General features: G+C 53.3%; 11 protein-coding genes. 2 read left to right on the top strand and 9 right to left on the bottom strand.

The annotated features are described in order from the left end of the window. Positions 1-138: 138 nt before the first annotated feature. The 3 genes from ndk to yfhM all read right to left on the bottom strand — a co-directional run bounded on the left by ndk (position 139) and on the right by yfhM (position 7,993). Positions 139-570 carry a nucleoside-diphosphate kinase gene (gene ndk / locus ACJHYR_RS08140; RefSeq protein ID WP_000963837.1) on the bottom strand — a complete coding sequence of 144 codons (432 nt, stop codon included), beginning with the start codon at positions 568-570 and terminating at the stop codon, positions 139-141. Between the two features lie 148 nt (positions 571-718). Beyond that, positions 719-3,031 carry a peptidoglycan glycosyltransferase PbpC gene (gene pbpC, locus ACJHYR_RS08145; protein WP_001137960.1) on the bottom strand — a complete coding sequence of 771 codons (2,313 nt, stop codon included), beginning with the start codon at positions 3,029-3,031 and terminating at the stop codon, positions 719-721. Continuing rightward, positions 3,032-7,993 (bottom strand): alpha2-macroglobulin, encoded by a 4,962-nt coding sequence (gene yfhM, locus ACJHYR_RS08150; protein WP_072837398.1) that lies wholly within the window; start codon positions 7,991-7,993, stop codon positions 3,032-3,034. Between the two features lie 206 nt (positions 7,994-8,199). Between yfhM and sseA the strand changes: the two genes are divergently transcribed. Together sseA and timP are read left to right on the top strand one after the other, a co-directional pair. Continuing rightward, entirely contained in the window at positions 8,200-9,045 is an 846-nt protein-coding gene (sseA, locus tag ACJHYR_RS08155) for a 3-mercaptopyruvate sulfurtransferase (protein ID WP_000108626.1), read from the top strand. Positions 9,046-9,647: 602 nt separating this feature from the next. Then, positions 9,648-9,773, top strand: a complete 126-nt coding sequence (timP, locus tag ACJHYR_RS08160) for a small toxic inner membrane protein TimP (protein WP_242880333.1) — start codon at positions 9,648-9,650, stop codon at positions 9,771-9,773. A gap of 31 nt (positions 9,774-9,804) precedes the next feature. On the opposite strand, the gene sseB is transcribed toward timP, so the two are convergent. The 6 genes from sseB to hscB form a co-directional block, all read right to left on the bottom strand. Further along, positions 9,805-10,581 carry an enhanced serine sensitivity protein SseB gene (sseB, locus tag ACJHYR_RS08165; protein ID WP_001306288.1) on the bottom strand — a complete coding sequence of 259 codons (777 nt, stop codon included), beginning with the start codon at positions 10,579-10,581 and terminating at the stop codon, positions 9,805-9,807. Positions 10,582-10,722: 141 nt separating this feature from the next. Next, a complete protein-coding gene (pepB, locus tag ACJHYR_RS08170; RefSeq protein ID WP_000133560.1) occupies positions 10,723-12,006 on the bottom strand; it encodes an aminopeptidase PepB in 1,284 nt (427 codons plus the stop codon). A 244-nt stretch (positions 12,007-12,250) separates the two neighbouring features. Next, the gene (gene iscX, locus ACJHYR_RS08175; protein ID WP_000523616.1) at positions 12,251-12,451 is read right to left on the bottom strand and encodes a Fe-S cluster assembly protein IscX; all 201 of its coding nucleotides are present in this window, start codon (positions 12,449-12,451) and stop codon (positions 12,251-12,253) included. Positions 12,452-12,462: 11 nt separating this feature from the next. Further along, a complete protein-coding gene (fdx, locus tag ACJHYR_RS08180) occupies positions 12,463-12,798 on the bottom strand; it encodes an ISC system 2Fe-2S type ferredoxin (RefSeq protein ID WP_001124471.1) in 336 nt (111 codons plus the stop codon). Between the two features lies 1 nt (position 12,799). Continuing rightward, positions 12,800-14,650, bottom strand: coding sequence for a Fe-S protein assembly chaperone HscA (gene hscA / locus ACJHYR_RS08185; RefSeq protein ID WP_001196624.1), 1,851 nt, complete (start codon positions 14,648-14,650; stop codon positions 12,800-12,802). 16 nt (positions 14,651-14,666) lie between these two features. Beyond that, on the bottom strand, positions 14,667-15,182 hold the full coding sequence (gene hscB / locus ACJHYR_RS08190) for a co-chaperone HscB (protein ID WP_000384413.1): 516 nt from the start codon (positions 15,180-15,182) through the stop codon (positions 14,667-14,669). Positions 15,183-15,261: the final 79 nt, after the last annotated feature.

Below are 15,261 nucleotides of genomic sequence, written 5' to 3' on the forward strand. Positions count from 1 at the left end.
GCCTCGTTATTACACGTTATGGCCCCTGGAGGGTTGAAAAAAGAAACGCCCCGGTGAGCGGCTGCTCGTCCGGGGGCGCTGCATTGTACAAATTCTGGCGCACGGATGCCACGTTTGCACGCGGCATTTACGAAATTATTAACGGGTGCGCGGGCACACTTCGCCTTCGCCGAAGAAATAAGCGATTTCGCGAGCGGCAGATTCGACGGAATCAGAACCGTGGGTACCATTTTCGGTCAGGCTGTCGGCGTAATCAGCACGCAGAGTACCGGCCAGTGCATTTGCCGGATTGGTCGCGCCCAGCAGATCGCGATGACGCTGAACAGCATTTTCACCTTCCAGCACGGAAACAACGATCGGGCCAGAAGTCATGAATTCAACCAGACCATCAAAGAACGGTTTTCCATCGTGTTCAGCATAAAAGCCACGAGCCTGTTCAACGGTCAGGTGCAGCATTTTGGTGCCGACAATTTTGAACCCTGCAGCTTCAAAGCGCGCAAAGATATTACCAATGACGTTTTTTGCTACCGCGTTCGGTTTGATGATGGAAAAAGTACGTTCAATAGCCATTTTTACCTCTGTAAATTGTTCTGTTGTTGTCTGTACCAGCGTACGAGATGGCGCGGATTATAATGAGCAACAGGGCCGTTGACTATTGATGAAAGTAACATTTTTTTAAAATAAACCTAGTTTAAGCAACAATCAGGGACAAAACAGACTATTGCATGACAAATTTCACTGTCGCGATTTGCCCCACGTCATCCATCACCAGCAATTGATAATCGCCTTTATCCGTCAAATGCAGGGTCACGTTGCGCCCGCGTTCAGTTAACGGTTCGCCGTTTAGAAACCACCAGCGTTCACCTGCCCCTCCACTTGATTGCAACGGCAAAGTCGCTTCCGCTGCGCCCGGTAAACGTTTAATAATCGCGCCATCGCGAACACCTGTCAGCTGCAGTGGGAGTTGTGCATCGTGACCGTATGGCGGGCAAATTGTCGAGGCCGGTGGTAAGCGCACAGCGCGGCGTTCTGATGCGGGCAACCAGGGTTCCAGCGGTAGCGGCCAGACATTTATCATTTCTTGTCGCGCCTGAGGGCAATCAGCGGCAACACGTTTGCCGTTTTCATCCAGCCAGATGGGGAAACGAATGCCATTAATGCCTTCCTGCTCCGGCAGTAATAGAGTTGGCGGCTGACTCCCGTCCAGCAGCCAGGTTGCCAGGCGGCGGCGGCAGTTACCGTCACCTTCCGGCAAAGACTGTCCGCCCGGCCAGCAGATAACGCCACGACTTACAGAGTCAGGACGTGGGTCTTCCGGCAGATTCGCACTGCGCGACAGTAAGATATTATTAACCTGATTCAACAATGGTACGGCGCTGGCAAAGCCAAACTGACCAACAACGGGCGTGCCGTCCGGTCTGCCAGTCCAGATCCCAATGACATAGCGAGCGTTAACCCCAATCGCCCAGGCATCACGATAGCCATAGCTGGTGCCCGTTTTCCATGCCAGTGGGGCGACGCGCGGCAAGGCACCATCCGGCAAGGGTTGCGCTTCATCAGCCATAATCCGGCGAATGATCCACGCAGCCCCCGACGACATTAAAGGCCGTTCAAGCAGCGGATCGTCAGGCTGTAAGCGCAATTTACCTGCCTTGCCGTGGCGAGCAAACGCGGTATACGCTGCCGCCATATCTTCCAGTTTTGCACCAGCGCCGCCGAGAATGAGCGAAAGATTCGGTGCAGCACCGTTGGGCAAATATAACGGCAATCCAACATTGCGTAACTTTGCCGTAAACCGTTTCGGACCATAGGCTTCCAGCACCTGCACAGCTGGTAAATTCAGCGAGCGCACCAGCGCCTCGCTCATGCTGATCGGGCCATGAAAACCGCTGTCAAAGTTACCTGGTCGATAATCACCGGTGCGCCGGGGGACGTCTTGCAACAGCGATGCCGGATGGATCAAGCCTTCATCCAGCGCCAGACCGTAAACAAACGGTTTGAGCACCGATCCTGGCGATCGGATCGCATTGACCATATCAACATGACCAAAGCGTGAATCATCGTTGAGATCAACCGATCCCACCCAACCGCGAACACGCATATCGGTATGGTCAACCACGATCATCGCCAGTGAGCTGCGCGGTGGTAATCGTCCTTTCCAGTTTTGCGCCAGTTCTTCCAGACGTCGTTGAAGACCGGCATCCAGCGTCGTAACGATTTTGTCGCTTTTGCTTTTACCGAGCATCATGCGCGAAAACAGCGGTGCCAGTTGCGGCATTTGTCGGGGTGCCAGCCAGATGGGTTCTTCCCTTGACTCTTTTACCTGCTCACGGGACCACACACCTTGCACGGCCATCCGTTCGAGCACTTTATTACGCGCGGCTTCGGCACGCTCCGGCCAACGATCCGGGCGAAGACGGCTGGGAGCTTGCGGCAAAACCGCCAGCATTGCCGCCTCGGAATAGCTTAAATTCGCAGGCGATTTTCCGAGATAAGCCCAACTTGCCGCACCGATCCCCTGCAACGTACCGCCAAACGGAGCGCGGTTAAGATACAAGGTCAGAATTTCACGCTTAGACAGATGCCACTCCAGTTGCAACGCGCGCCAGAGCTGGCGAATTTTGCCGCCAAATGTTTTGGGGTGAGGATCAAGCAGACGAGCAACCTGCATAGTGAGCGTGCTGCCACCGGAAATAACTCTTCCCGAAGTGAGATCTTGCCATGCTGCGCGCGCCACCGAGAATGGATTCACCCCCGGATGCTTCCAGAACCAGCGATCTTCATAATTGATCAGCGCTTCAAGGTAACGTGGAGAAACATCTTCGATTGTTACCGGATAACGCCAGATGCCGTCCGCATCGGCAAAGCGCCAGAGCGGCGTCCCATCCTGCGCCACAACCACGCGTGCGGGATTGACTTCATGCAGCGGTAGAGGCCAGAGTTTATCAGCTCCCCACGCTGCAAGAAAAAGGAGAAAGGGCGCAGCTGCCAGCATTATCCAGCAGCCGCGTTTTGTTAACTGGCGAGGCATTTACGGTCTGACAATCAGCAAATCTTCAGCCGCGCCGGTCGCCCGCCATTGGGGAACATACATCGATTCCACCATAGGCTGCGGCACCTGATACGTTCCCGGCGTCACCGCCCGCGCCAGATACACCAGCGTTACCGGTTGGTATTCATCAACGGCAACCGCCGCCACAAAGCGATCGTCACGGAACTCAATGTGCTTAATACTCGCCTGCTGCATCTGGTTCAGTAAGTTCTGCACTTCGCCACCACTTTGCTCCAGGCTGGCGCTACCGTTCGCCAGATTCTGGTTTTCCAGTTCCAGACCCGCAGGCAGCAGATCCACGACTAACGCATCCGGCACGCTGTTACTGGCTTTTACCTGCAACCAGACCAGCACCAGATCGCCGCTACGTAACGAGTCCAGCGATTTGCTCTTACCATCAGTACCAAGAATATGACGCTCGATTTGCAGCACATTGTTCGCCGGTAAAGGTGCGGATTGAGGATAACCGCTGGCATCCACACGCAGCCATAACGGCTGATCGCCACTGTTGGTCACCTGTAAGGTAGCAAGTTGATCGCTATTCAGATTACTGTTTTGCGCTTTCTCGCCTGTCAGCGGCTCAGCTGAGAAAGAGGTTTGCGCCTGCCATTTACCGGGTAAATCCTGAACCGTACGGGCAGCCAGGAACAACGCGTTACTTTCCTGGGTCGATAGCCAGCGTTCACCAAATGCCTGCTGCGAAAGCGTGTTCAGCAAAGTGTTCTGCTCATCGGGTAGCAGTTTATTTTCTTCCAGCAAGGAGAGCATCAACGCGTTGTCGCGCAGTGGACTACCGTAATCACCCAGCCATATCCGCTCATCACTATTACGCGGCGTTTTCAGCGCCAACGCAATTGCTTCTTCACCACGCGTCGCATCACCCATGGTTTTCAGCGCAACGCCAAGTTGCAGCAGCGGTAAACCAGAAGCGGCATCTGCACGATGCTCCCAGATTTCACGCAGCGCACCCAGCGGTACCTTTTGCTGACGGGCCAACACCAGCGCAGCGTAAGACTGTACGGCGAATTTACTGGCTTTGAGATTATCCGCGTACGGGATCGACATCATGCCCGGATCTTGTAAATAGCGCAGCAGACGCTCATTACCCCGGTTAATGGCGTCTGTCGGCACGCTGTAACCCTGTTCGCCTGCGCGGACCAGGAAATCCATCACGTAAGCCGTCAGCCAGTACTCTTCGTCACCGTTTTTATCCCACAGCGCAAAGCCGCCGTTATCACGTTGCATTTGCAGCAAACGGGAAATACCGATATCGACCGATGCACGGCGTTTCTCATCACTGTCGCCTTTGATGCCCAACGACTGCAGTTGGGCTGCGTTGGTATAAAGTGACGGGAACAGGCCGCTGGCGGTTTGCTCGAGACAGCCGTACGGATACGCTTTTAACTCTTTGATATAACGTGCGATGTTCAGCGGTGGTTTGCCGCTCAACAATAGCTGACCTTGCAGCGTAACAGGCGAGAAGTTTTGCAATCCATCCGCCGGGAGCGCCCAGGTTTCACCAGGCTGCAACGCCGTACCGTAATTAACCGTTTGTGCCGGGAACGCTGGACGGACGCCGATTTTCCACTGCTTATGCTGGTCGGCAACGGTTTCACCTGGTAACGCTAACCCACTAATGGAGGCCTGAATTTCTCCATCGCCATAACCTTGCAATGCTCGCACCGGGATAAACAGCGTAGTACGTACGCCTGGCGCTAATTCAACGGCTGCGGGTGAATCGCTGACCAGTTCAAGCAAACCACTGGCGGTCAGGGCAACGTTTAGTTTTTGCGGTTTATCGGTAAGATTAGTGATATCCAGCGTCAGGCGCGAGGTATCGCCACTCGCCATAAAACGCGGCATGTTCAGTTCAGCAATCACCGGTGCGGCAACTATCACTTTCCTTTCGTTGCTACCGAAGTCATCTGCCGTCCAGGCTTGCGCCATGACGCGCAATTCACCGTTAAAATCGCCAATCGGCAGTGTAACCGAGCCTTCACCCTGTTCGTTGAGCGTTACCGGCAGCGCCTGCTGCGCGACAATATTGACGTGATTGACCGGCGGTTTACCACCACGTTTCAGCTCATCACCATCGCCACCGAAACGCAGAGCTGCCAGACGCCCCTGACCTTCAATAACCTGACCGTAAATATCGTAAATGTCTGCGCCATAGCGTTTCTGACCAAAGAACGCCTGCCACGGATCTGGCGTGACGTAGTCAGTAATATTCAGCACACCACTATCAACGGCAGACACCAGCACATTCACCTGTTTAGGCTTCTCGCCATTTTTAGTGCTGGCTTTAATTTTCACGGTTAATGGTTGATTGGGACGCATTTTTGCTGGTGTTTCCAGCGCCAGATCGAGGCGACGGTTTTCATCGCCAAGCGGCAGATGCAACACACCAACCGCGCGTTTTGGCGTCGCGGAGCGAGATTTATCGCCAGGACGTACCACCAGCGTACTTAAATACAGATCATGACGATTCCAGGTTTTATCGACCGGAATCGTCAGATCCAGCCCTTGAGCCCGAACATCAATCTCTTGCCACCACAGCGGCCCTTCACTGGACTCGACCATCGCATAACCTTTACCCGCCGTTGGCGCGGCGATATGCAACTTAATGGTGTCGCCAGGGCGATAACTGGCTTTATCCAGTTTCAGCGTGACACGGTCGGGTCGCACGGCACCGCTCCCGTCGCTGTTGTCCTGCCAGCTATAGCCAGCCCAGAAACGAACACTACTGACCGCTTCATTCGGCGCTTTGACTTCCAGACGATAAGCGCCCCACTCTACCGGAAAACTGACCTTGCCGGTTTCGTCCGCTTTCAGATCCAGAGTTTGTTCATTTTCGATCAGATCTTTTTGATCAAACTGTGACTGCCAGCCTTCATCTTCTGACCAGTTCCAGTAGTAATCGCGGCGTTCGCGAATCAGGCGCACCTGCAAGCCCGACACGGCTTTTTTCACGCCTTGCGCATCGCTATAAACGATGTCAAAAGCGGCGTTACTGCCTTCATCAACAATGGGCTGTTTCACCGTGCTGTCAGTACGATAATCGTAAACCGATTTCGAGGCGAACTGCGGACGGATCCCCGGCAATGCATCGGCAGGCCAGATAGCCTGCTCAGCGCGGCGCGTCACCGGGCGACCGCCCGATTCCAGCAAACTACCCTGGAAAATAACCTGTAATGGGGAATGCGTTTCCTTCCACTGGCTTTCTGTAGAAACTTCGCCGCGCCCTTTATCATCCAGCGTCAACTGAACTTCATCCAGCGTGCGGGAAAGATTTTCGGCAGCTATATCGCCGAATTCAAAACCAGGTAAGGCTGACACAGCTTCACGCAGTGGGCGCAGGAAAAGTTGCCCTTGCAAAGTATTACCATTAGCAGGCGCACCGTACAGGTAGTATCCCACCACGGAGAATTTCACTTCATCTTTCGGCGTTAGCGGGGTTTTCTCACCGGTCAGATTCAGCGCCATGCGCTCTGGCATAAAATCTTCGACGTGGAAATCCCACATCCGATACTGGTTATCGCCCGTGTTAGCGCGAATATGCCACATACCGGTTGCCGCATTGCTATCGAGTGGCCAGGTAAAGTTGTAGAGGCCATTCTCCGGCTGACTAACGACGCTCCTGAGTACCTGCCCATCGGGTTTAATCACGTCTAACTTGATGGGTTGATTGGGCAACGCTTTACCGTCTGCATCACGCAGCAAACCATTGAGGATTACCGTTTCACCTGGGCGATAAAGATCGCGTGGGCCAAACATGAAAAACTGTTTGCTATAGCCTGGCGCGCCAGCAATGTTAAATTCTGCTAAGTCCAGCGCCGGAAGTTTTAAATCGAGTAGCGTTGTCTGACCGTCTTTACGCGCCAACAGTAATGCCGCGTTTTTATCATTTTCCAGCTGCACATGCCCCTGAGCGTCACTGGTTGCCTGAGTCAGAGTCTGCCCTTTCTCATTTAATAAAGAGACTTCAATTCCTTGCTGGGCCGCGCCGTTTTCCAGACTTTGGGTAAAGATATCCAGACGATTGTGATAACGGTGAGCTGAAACGCCGATATCACTTAACGTAAACAGCGTCGCGGGATTACTGTAATCGTAACGTCCAGCCTGATTCATCACAGCCAGATACACGCCCGCCTGCTGAAGCGGTTTGATATCGCCCAGCGGCAGCAATAATTTTTCACGGGTGTTACGCGCAGGATTGAGATCAAACCGTCCGGTGTAGACCAGATCCGCCATCTGCAGCAGTTTGTCTGACTGCCAGTTCGCCAGCGAATTGCGGTATTCCCATTGGCTAATGAATGCTGGCAGAGATTCTGGCTTAACGCGGAAGAAGTTAACATCGACATTATTAACGTTGAGCGCCATTACCGGCAGCCCTTCAACGACTTTGCCAGGCAGCAGCGAACCACGGCTGGCAAAACCGACGCTGGGTTGGATGTCGCGGGTAGTTATAGTTTTTTCATAATCTTTACTGAAGGTTGCGTTGTTGAGTGCTTTGACTTCCTTGCCAATAGTAACGATCAAATCACGTTTCGGTTCGAGGTGGCGTAAACGCAACTCTTTAAGATTATCTGACAGCTCCCAGGCACCATCCACTTTGCCGATTTTCTTATCGACGACATGGATAACGCGTGAGAAATCCTGATCCGGGTCGAGAGGAATGGAGAACGTCAGCACCAGCGTGGCTGCGCCATCAAGTTGAACTTCAGAGAGATCCAGCAATGTCAGCGCCTTACCGGCACTCTGTTGGGCCAGTTTTTGTCGCTCCGGCGCGGAAAGTTTTGCTGAACTCACGTTTTCTGAAGAGGCCGCTTTAGTAACTTCAGAAGGCGCATCTTTTTTCACCGCTGTTGGCGCGTTATCGTTGTTGTCGCACCCTGCCAGCGCCAGCATTAGCATGCAGGCGGCTACGCGTAACTTTTTCATTTTTCATCCCTGCCACAATGGCCCGTTAGCAACGTCGAATAATTATTATGCGTGAGAATTTACGTTATGTAATTCAGTATCACGCCCATACAATCCGAATTTTAGTGAGAATTGTGGCTCAGACAGCCAAATCAGCCTCTTTTGCTTGTCGCCTTTCACTAAACATCCGACAATTTAGCCTAACCCCGGCAAAAATGGAGATGCCTATGTCCACGACATGGTTTGTAGGAGCCGACTGGCTCGCCGAACATATTGATGACCCGGAAATTCAGATTATCGATGCCCGCATGGCGTCGCCTGGACAGGAAGATCGTAACGTTGCTCAGGAGTATCTGAATGGACATATTCCCGGCGCAGTGTTTTTTGATATAGAAGCGCTTTCTGATCACACTTCCCCGCTTCCACACATGCTGCCGCGCCCGGAAACGTTCGCCGTGGCGATGCGTGAATTAGGCGTTAACCAGGATAAGCACCTGATTGTCTATGACGAAGGTAATCTTTTCTCAGCCCCACGAGCATGGTGGATGCTGCGCACCTTTGGTGTAGAGAAAGTGTCGATTCTGGGTGGTGGACTTGCAGGCTGGCAGCGTGATGATCTGCTATTAGAAGAAGGCGCAGTAGAACTGCCGGAAGGAGAGTTTAACGCCGCGTTTAATCCTGAAGCCGTGGTGAAAGTCACCGATGTGTTATTGGCAAGCCATGAAAATACGGCGCAAATTATCGATGCCCGCCCGGCTGCACGTTTTAACGCAGAAGTTGATGAACCTCGCCCAGGTTTACGTCGCGGACATATTCCCGGTGCATTGAACGTTCCGTGGACGGAACTGGTGCGCGAAGGCGAACTAAAAACGACCGATGAACTGGATGCGATATTTTTTGGTCGCGGCGTCAGCTATGACAAACCGATTATCGTCAGCTGCGGCTCTGGTGTAACGGCAGCCGTGGTTTTATTGGCACTCGCGACACTTGATGTGCCAAACGTGAAACTGTACGACGGCGCATGGAGTGAATGGGGCGCACGAGCAGATTTACCGGTTGAGCCCGTAAAATAAGCTTTTTACAGGCAATAAAAAACCGCCGAATTTGGCGGTTTTTTATTGCTGGTCTGGTTCGCGGCCTTTCCAGCAGGTTGTATTACTGCAAGTGTATCTCGTCTACTCAATACTCGCTTTATGCATCAACGATGTCAAGTAGATAAAAAAGGATAGATTTTGAATTCATTTGGCTTATCAGTCCGAATTCAGACAAATATAAACAAATCCCGCTTAATATTAAAATATACTAACTGGTAAAAGATATTAGTTAAACGTGTAACTTCACTTTCTTTAAACAACAAAAAACCGCCAAAATCAGGCGGTTTTTTGTTGCTGGTCCGGTTCGCGGCCTTTCCAGCAGGTTGTATTACCGTAGTAATGCAAGCGCGTCTCAGCGGAGACAATACTCGCCAGTAACCCTCTTTTTGTCAAGCAAAAGAGAGTTATTATTGTTCTGTTAGTGTATTATCCACTGCGGCCCTTTCCGCCGTCTCGCAAGCGGGCGCTGGCTTAAGGAAAGGATGTTCCGCGACCGTTAGAGCAAGCGCGTCTCAGCGCTTGCTATCGCGGCAATATCGCCAGTGGTGCTGTCGTGATGCGGTCTTCGCATGGACCGCACAATGAAGATACGGTGCTTTTGTATCGTACTTATTGTTTCTGGTGCGCTGTTAACCGAGGTAAATAATAACCGGAGTCTCTCCGGCAACAATTTACTGGTGGTTAACAAACTTCAGAGCAGCAAGTAAGCCCGAATGCCGCCCTTTGGGGCGGCATATTTTAGATTATCCGATGCTGTTTAAAGTCACGCAAAAAACCACCCCAGCGACGTTCATAGAATGGCGCAATATGTTCGGTAATAAAGTGGCTAATTCCTTTTTCCCCTTTTTTCACCTGACAAATATCGATGGGTTCATCGCCAGGTAATGTATCGGTCGCTACACTTCCCGCCGCCTGAATAATTTCTTCGATATCACCATCGGCTTCAATGCCAATAAGTAAATTAGGCTGTGCCTCTTCGTTCTCTTTAATTGAACAAATAAAAGCACGCTTCACCGGCTTAATAGTTTTAAATAAGGTGGTGAGTGAATCAATCATTTGTGCTGGTGGCTCTGCGACTTCCGATAATATCAGCGATTCACCGCCCTCCAGTACTTCCTGGCTGCTCAGCGGATTTCCTTCTTCACCAATCAACAAACTGATTTCACGCGGCATAAATTCTTTACCGGTTGGCAGTTTGGCATTAAGGAAGAGCGTTTCGCCAAGGGTCATCTCAAACAATGTGCGAACGGGCATTACGACAAATGCCTGTTCGTCTTCAACCACCTGTTGAAGTGCTTCTAACGAGGTGAAAAAAGGAATGACGCTGGTGCCGTCTTCTTTTTCCCAGTGCTGTAAATCAAGCGCGCTATCTTCAACCACAGCCTCGCCCTGCGCCGCCGTACCAGGCACCCAGACGGTGGATTCCAGTAGAGTACGGAAAAAGGCCGGGCGGTGCGCCGGTTCGGTTGCTGCTTTTTCCAGCAGGTCTTCAAGTTCATTTTTTGTTTCGGACATAAGAACCACAATTCATTCAACGTTCGGGGCACAAGTACCTGATACGCCACGCTTATCAGGCCTACAAGGGAGTCGCAATCTATTGGATTTTCGCAATTTGTAGGCCGGATAAGGCGTTTACGCCGCATCCGGCATATTAGTTTACGCCGTTAACAGATTAGCAATCGTGCGCACACCAAGTCCCGTAGCACCCGCAGACCACTGTTCAACCGGCGCTTTACGGTAAGTCGCCGAGCAGTCGATATGCAGCCAGCCTTGCTGATAGTTCTCAACAAAGTGCGACAGGAAGCCCGCCGCCGTGCTCGCGCCTGCCGGGTACGCCGCGCTTCCGGTATTGTTCAGTTCGGCAAAGTTAGACGGCAGCTGGCTGCGGTGGAACTCCGCCAGCGGCAGACGCCAGAACGGTTCATTCTCCTGCGCGGCACTCGCCAGCAAGCGACCGGCAAGCGCATCGTCAAAACTGAACAGCGCGTGATAATCATTACCCAGCGCAGTTTTCGCCGCCCCGGTGAGGGTCGCCGCATCAATGATCAGTTCCGGTTTCTGCGCACTGGCATCAATCAGGCCATCGGCCAGCACCAGACGCCCTTCGGCATCAGTGTTCATCACTTCAACTTTTTTACCGTTGCGATAGGTAATAATATCGCCCAGTTTGAACGCGTTGCCGCTGATCAGGTTATCCGCACAGCAGAGGAACAGCTTCACGCGCTTGTTCAGTCCGCGCGTAATGGCAAACGCCAGCGCCCCGGTAACCGTTGCCGCGCCGCCCATGTCCGACTTCATCGAGTCCATAAATGCGGTCTGTTTGATACTGTAGCCGCCGGAATCAAAGGTGATGCCTTTACCAACCAGGCACGCATACACTGGCGCTTCTTTATCGCCAGTCGGGTTGTAATCCAGCGCCAGCAATACCGGAGAACGTTCTGAACCGCGTCCGACCGTGTGCAGCCCCATATAACCTTGATCACGCAGATCTTCGCCTTTGGTGATCCGGTAAGTCACACGATCGCCCGCGACATTGCTGATCAGATCAACAGCACGCTGTGCCAGTTGCGATGGCCCCAGTTCTTCCGCCGGTGCGTTGATGGTGTCACGCACCCAGTCGATGATCATCAGGCGGTTATCCAGTTCCTGCCGTTGGGCATCGTCCAGATCCGGCCACTCCACTTTACGTGTGCCTTTCGGGGCTTTGTAACCTTGCCAGAATGCCCAGCAGCGATCCGCATCCCAGTCTTCACCGCTTAACTGAACATGCTTGATGCCCAGACCGTCAATCTTGCGCGCCGCACGCTGGATCAGCCCCAGATCGTCTGCCCCGTTCAAATGCAGGGTAATGCCATCATTATTAATGCTGTAAGTCGCTTTTTCTCCCCAGCGCGCGTCGGCAGGTTGGGTAGAGAGGGTAATCTTCATCGCTTCTGTCATTTTAGTTATCCTTCTTTGTAAAAGGGCCGCCAGTTGGCAGCCCCAGGATTTTTCCGCTAAATGATTCGCGTTGCAGGACAAAACGCATTGCGTTTTGAACAGCGCTTGCGCTGGCCCCGGAGGGGTGAGGCCAAAAGGCCGAATCACGCGGCAAGTGAGTGAAGCCCCAGGAGCATAGATAACTATGTGACTGGGGTGAACGAGCGCAGCCAACGCATCTGCGGCGTGAAGCATGACGCGGAAATCACTCGGCTTCGTCCAGCCAGACTAACAAAATCGCTTCGAGGATTTTTTCGTTGGATGCCTGCGGGTCGTCGTCGAAATCTTCCAGATCGCAAATCCACTGATGCATATCGGTGAATCGAACCGTTTTCGGATCAAGATCGGGATACGCATCGTACAGTGCTTCGCCAATTTCGCGACTATCGGTCCACTTAAGTCCCATACTAACCTCTGTTAATGCTCACGCGCATGGTTGATAGTGTAACGCGGGATTTCGACCACTAAATCTTCGTCGGTAACGCGCGCCTGGCAGCTTAAACGGCTTTCCGGCTCCAGTCCCCAGGCTTTGTCCAGCATGTCGTCTTCCTGCTCTGAGCTTTCCGGCAGCGAGTCAAAACCTTCGCGAACGATGCAGTGGCAGGTGGTGCAAGCACAGGATTTTTCACAGGCGTGTTCAATCTCGATACCGTTACGCAGCGCAACGTCGAGAATGGTTTCACCACTATTCGCTTCCAGAACAGCGCCATCAGGGCAGAGATCCTGATGAGGCAAAATAACAATCTTTGGCATATTAAACCTCGTCCACGGAATGGCCTTTCAGCGCACGACGAACCGACTGGTCCATGCGGCGAGCGGCGAAATCCTGGGTTTGTTTGTCTACGTTTTTAATCGCTTGTTCGATAGCGTCAACATCATCGCCCTGCGCCACTTCACTCAGGTGAGCGGCAGCATCGTCAATGACCTGACGCTCTGCGGTGCTTAACAGCGCGGCATCAGCAGCCAGCGCGCCGTGCAAACTTTCCAGCACACGCGCCGCTTCTACTTTTTGTTCTGCCAGCATACGGGCTTTTACGTCCTGCTCGGCATAGCTCATTGAGTCTTTAATCATCGAGGCGATTTCGCTGTCGGTCAGACCGTAGGACGGTTTGACCTGAATAGATGCCTCAACGCCGGTGGATTTCTCCATCGCCGTCACGCTCAAAAGACCGTCGGCATCGACCTGGAACGTCACGCGAATATGCGCGCCGCCAGCCGGTAGCGCCGGAATACCACGCAGCGCAAAACGCGCCAGCGAGCGGCAGTCCTGCACCAGTTCGCGCTCACCCTGCATTACATGGATAGACATCGCCGTCTGACCATCTTTAAAGGTGGTGAAATCCTGAGCGCGCGCCACCGGAATAGTGGTATTACGCGGAATCACTTTCTCCACCAGGCCGCCCATCGTTTCGAGGCCCAGCGACAGCGGGATCACATCCAGCAACAGCATTTCGCTGTCCGGCTTGTTACCCACCAGAATATCCGCCTGAATCGCCGCGCCAATAGCGACGACTTTATCCGGGTCGATAGAAGTCAGCGGTGGACGACCGAAAAATTCGCCTACTCGTTCACGCACCAGCGGCACGCGAGTAGAACCGCCAACCATCACCACTTCCATCACTTCATCAGCCTCAACGCCAGCGTCTTTCAGCACACGACGACAAGCCAGTAAGGTTCGTTTTACCAGTGGCGCGATCAGTTCGTTGAATTGTTCACGGCTGATTTCGCCCTGCCAGCCCGCAACGTTAACGGTCACGGAGTCCGCATCGCTCAGCGCGATTTTGGCCGCAATGGCAGCATCCAGCAGTTCACGCTGAACGCGGTTATCGCTACGATCAGGAATGCCCGCCTGCTCGCGAATGTAATCCGCCAGCAGATGGTCGAAATCATCGCCGCCGAGCGCGGAATCACCGCCGGTCGCCAGCACTTCGAACACGCCGCGACTTAAGCGCAGAATGGAAATATCAAACGTCCCGCCACCGAGGTCATAAACGGCGATCACGCCTTCCTGACCGGAATCCAGCCCGTAGGCGATAGCCGCAGCGGTCGGTTCGTTAAGTAAGCGCAGGACGTGAAGGCCCGCCAGACGCGCCGCGTCTTTGGTGCCCTGACGCTGGGCATCGTCAAAGTACGCCGGAACGGTGATAACTACACCATCCAGCTCGCCTGCCAGGGCTTCAGTTGCCCGCGCCGCCAGTGCTTTGAGGATGTCCGCAGAAACGCGCACCGGGTTCAGCAGCCCCGCCGCCGTTTCAATCATCGGCAGGCCGTTTTCGCTGGCCTGGAATTGATAAGGCAGATGCGGATAGCGTTGCTGGATATCAGCCAGCGAGCGCCCCATCAGGCGTTTAACAGAACTAATGGTGTTGGCGGTGTCAAGCGCTGCGTTAGTACGCGCGTCATAACCCACCGAATGCCCTTGCTGTTGATAGTGAACAACAGACGGCAGCAGGTGACGGCCTTCATGGTCGGCTAACGTTTCGGCCTGACCGCTGCGCACTGTCGCCACCAGCGAGTTGGTTGTGCCCAGGTCAATACCGGCCGCCAGACGACGCTGATGCGGCGCAGCACTCAAACCAGGTTCACTAATTTGTAATAAGGCCATGTTTAGCTTCCAGAAATTAAAAATCGAGCAGTTTTTCTTCGAGTTGTTCGGCACTGCTTCGCAGTTTATCGAGAAAACGCAGCTTACGCACGGTATCCGCCGCCGCGTCCCACGTCTCGTTGTCTAACTGTTCAACCATCAACTGATGGCGGGTATCAAACATCTTTTTCACACGTTTGATAAAGCTTTCCAGCCGCGCTTCATCTTTCGCCTGTTCGATCTCGTCCAGTTCTTCGCGCAGTTCCAGCTGTTCCATCAGGAACGCGGTGTCGCGCACAGTATGCTGCTCGCTGGCGAGATCAAAACCGTGCAAAGAAAGCAAATATTCCGCGCGCATTAACGGATGACGCAGCGTTTGCCAGGCCTGGTTAATGGTTGCAGATTGCTGTACGGCGGCGAGTTGTTCCGCCTGGCTTCCGCTGGCGAATTTATCAGGATGATACTGACGTTGTAGATCCTGAAAACGCAGGCTCAGCGCCTGGGTATCGAGTTGATAACGGGCAGGCAAGCCAAAGAGGGTGAAGTAATCCATAACATTCTCAGGGCTGCGATCCGCCGCGATAACGGCGAATCAGGTAAAACAAACCCCACGCGCAGGCGACCACGGTGGG

Origin of the sequence: Escherichia sp. WS1450 (assembly GCF_046487395.1) — a bacterium.
Classification (GTDB): Bacteria; Pseudomonadota; Gammaproteobacteria; order Enterobacterales; family Enterobacteriaceae; genus Escherichia; species Escherichia coli.

Excerpts from the sequence above, each read along its gene's own strand:
- fdx (WP_001124471.1), bottom strand. The coding sequence starts at position 12,798 with ATGCCAAAGATTGTTATTTTGCCTCATCAGGATCTCTGCCCTGATGGC.
- sseA (WP_000108626.1), top strand. The coding sequence starts at position 8,200 with ATGTCCACGACATGGTTTGTAGGAGCCGACTGGCTCGCCGAACATATT.
- pepB (WP_000133560.1), bottom strand. The coding sequence starts at position 12,006 with ATGACAGAAGCGATGAAGATTACCCTCTCTACCCAACCTGCCGACGCG.
- iscX (WP_000523616.1), bottom strand. The coding sequence starts at position 12,451 with ATGGGACTTAAGTGGACCGATAGTCGCGAAATTGGCGAAGCACTGTAC.
- hscA (WP_001196624.1), bottom strand. The coding sequence starts at position 14,650 with ATGGCCTTATTACAAATTAGTGAACCTGGTTTGAGTGCTGCGCCGCAT.
- pbpC (WP_001137960.1), bottom strand. The coding sequence starts at position 3,031 with ATGCCTCGCCAGTTAACAAAACGCGGCTGCTGGATAATGCTGGCAGCT.
- yfhM (WP_072837398.1), bottom strand. The coding sequence starts at position 7,993 with ATGAAAAAGTTACGCGTAGCCGCCTGCATGCTAATGCTGGCGCTGGCA.
- ndk (WP_000963837.1), bottom strand. The coding sequence starts at position 570 with ATGGCTATTGAACGTACTTTTTCCATCATCAAACCGAACGCGGTAGCA.
- hscB (WP_000384413.1), bottom strand. The coding sequence starts at position 15,182 with ATGGATTACTTCACCCTCTTTGGCTTGCCTGCCCGTTATCAACTCGAT.
- timP (WP_242880333.1), top strand. The coding sequence starts at position 9,648 with ATGAAGATACGGTGCTTTTGTATCGTACTTATTGTTTCTGGTGCGCTG.
- sseB (WP_001306288.1), bottom strand. The coding sequence starts at position 10,581 with ATGTCCGAAACAAAAAATGAACTTGAAGACCTGCTGGAAAAAGCAGCA.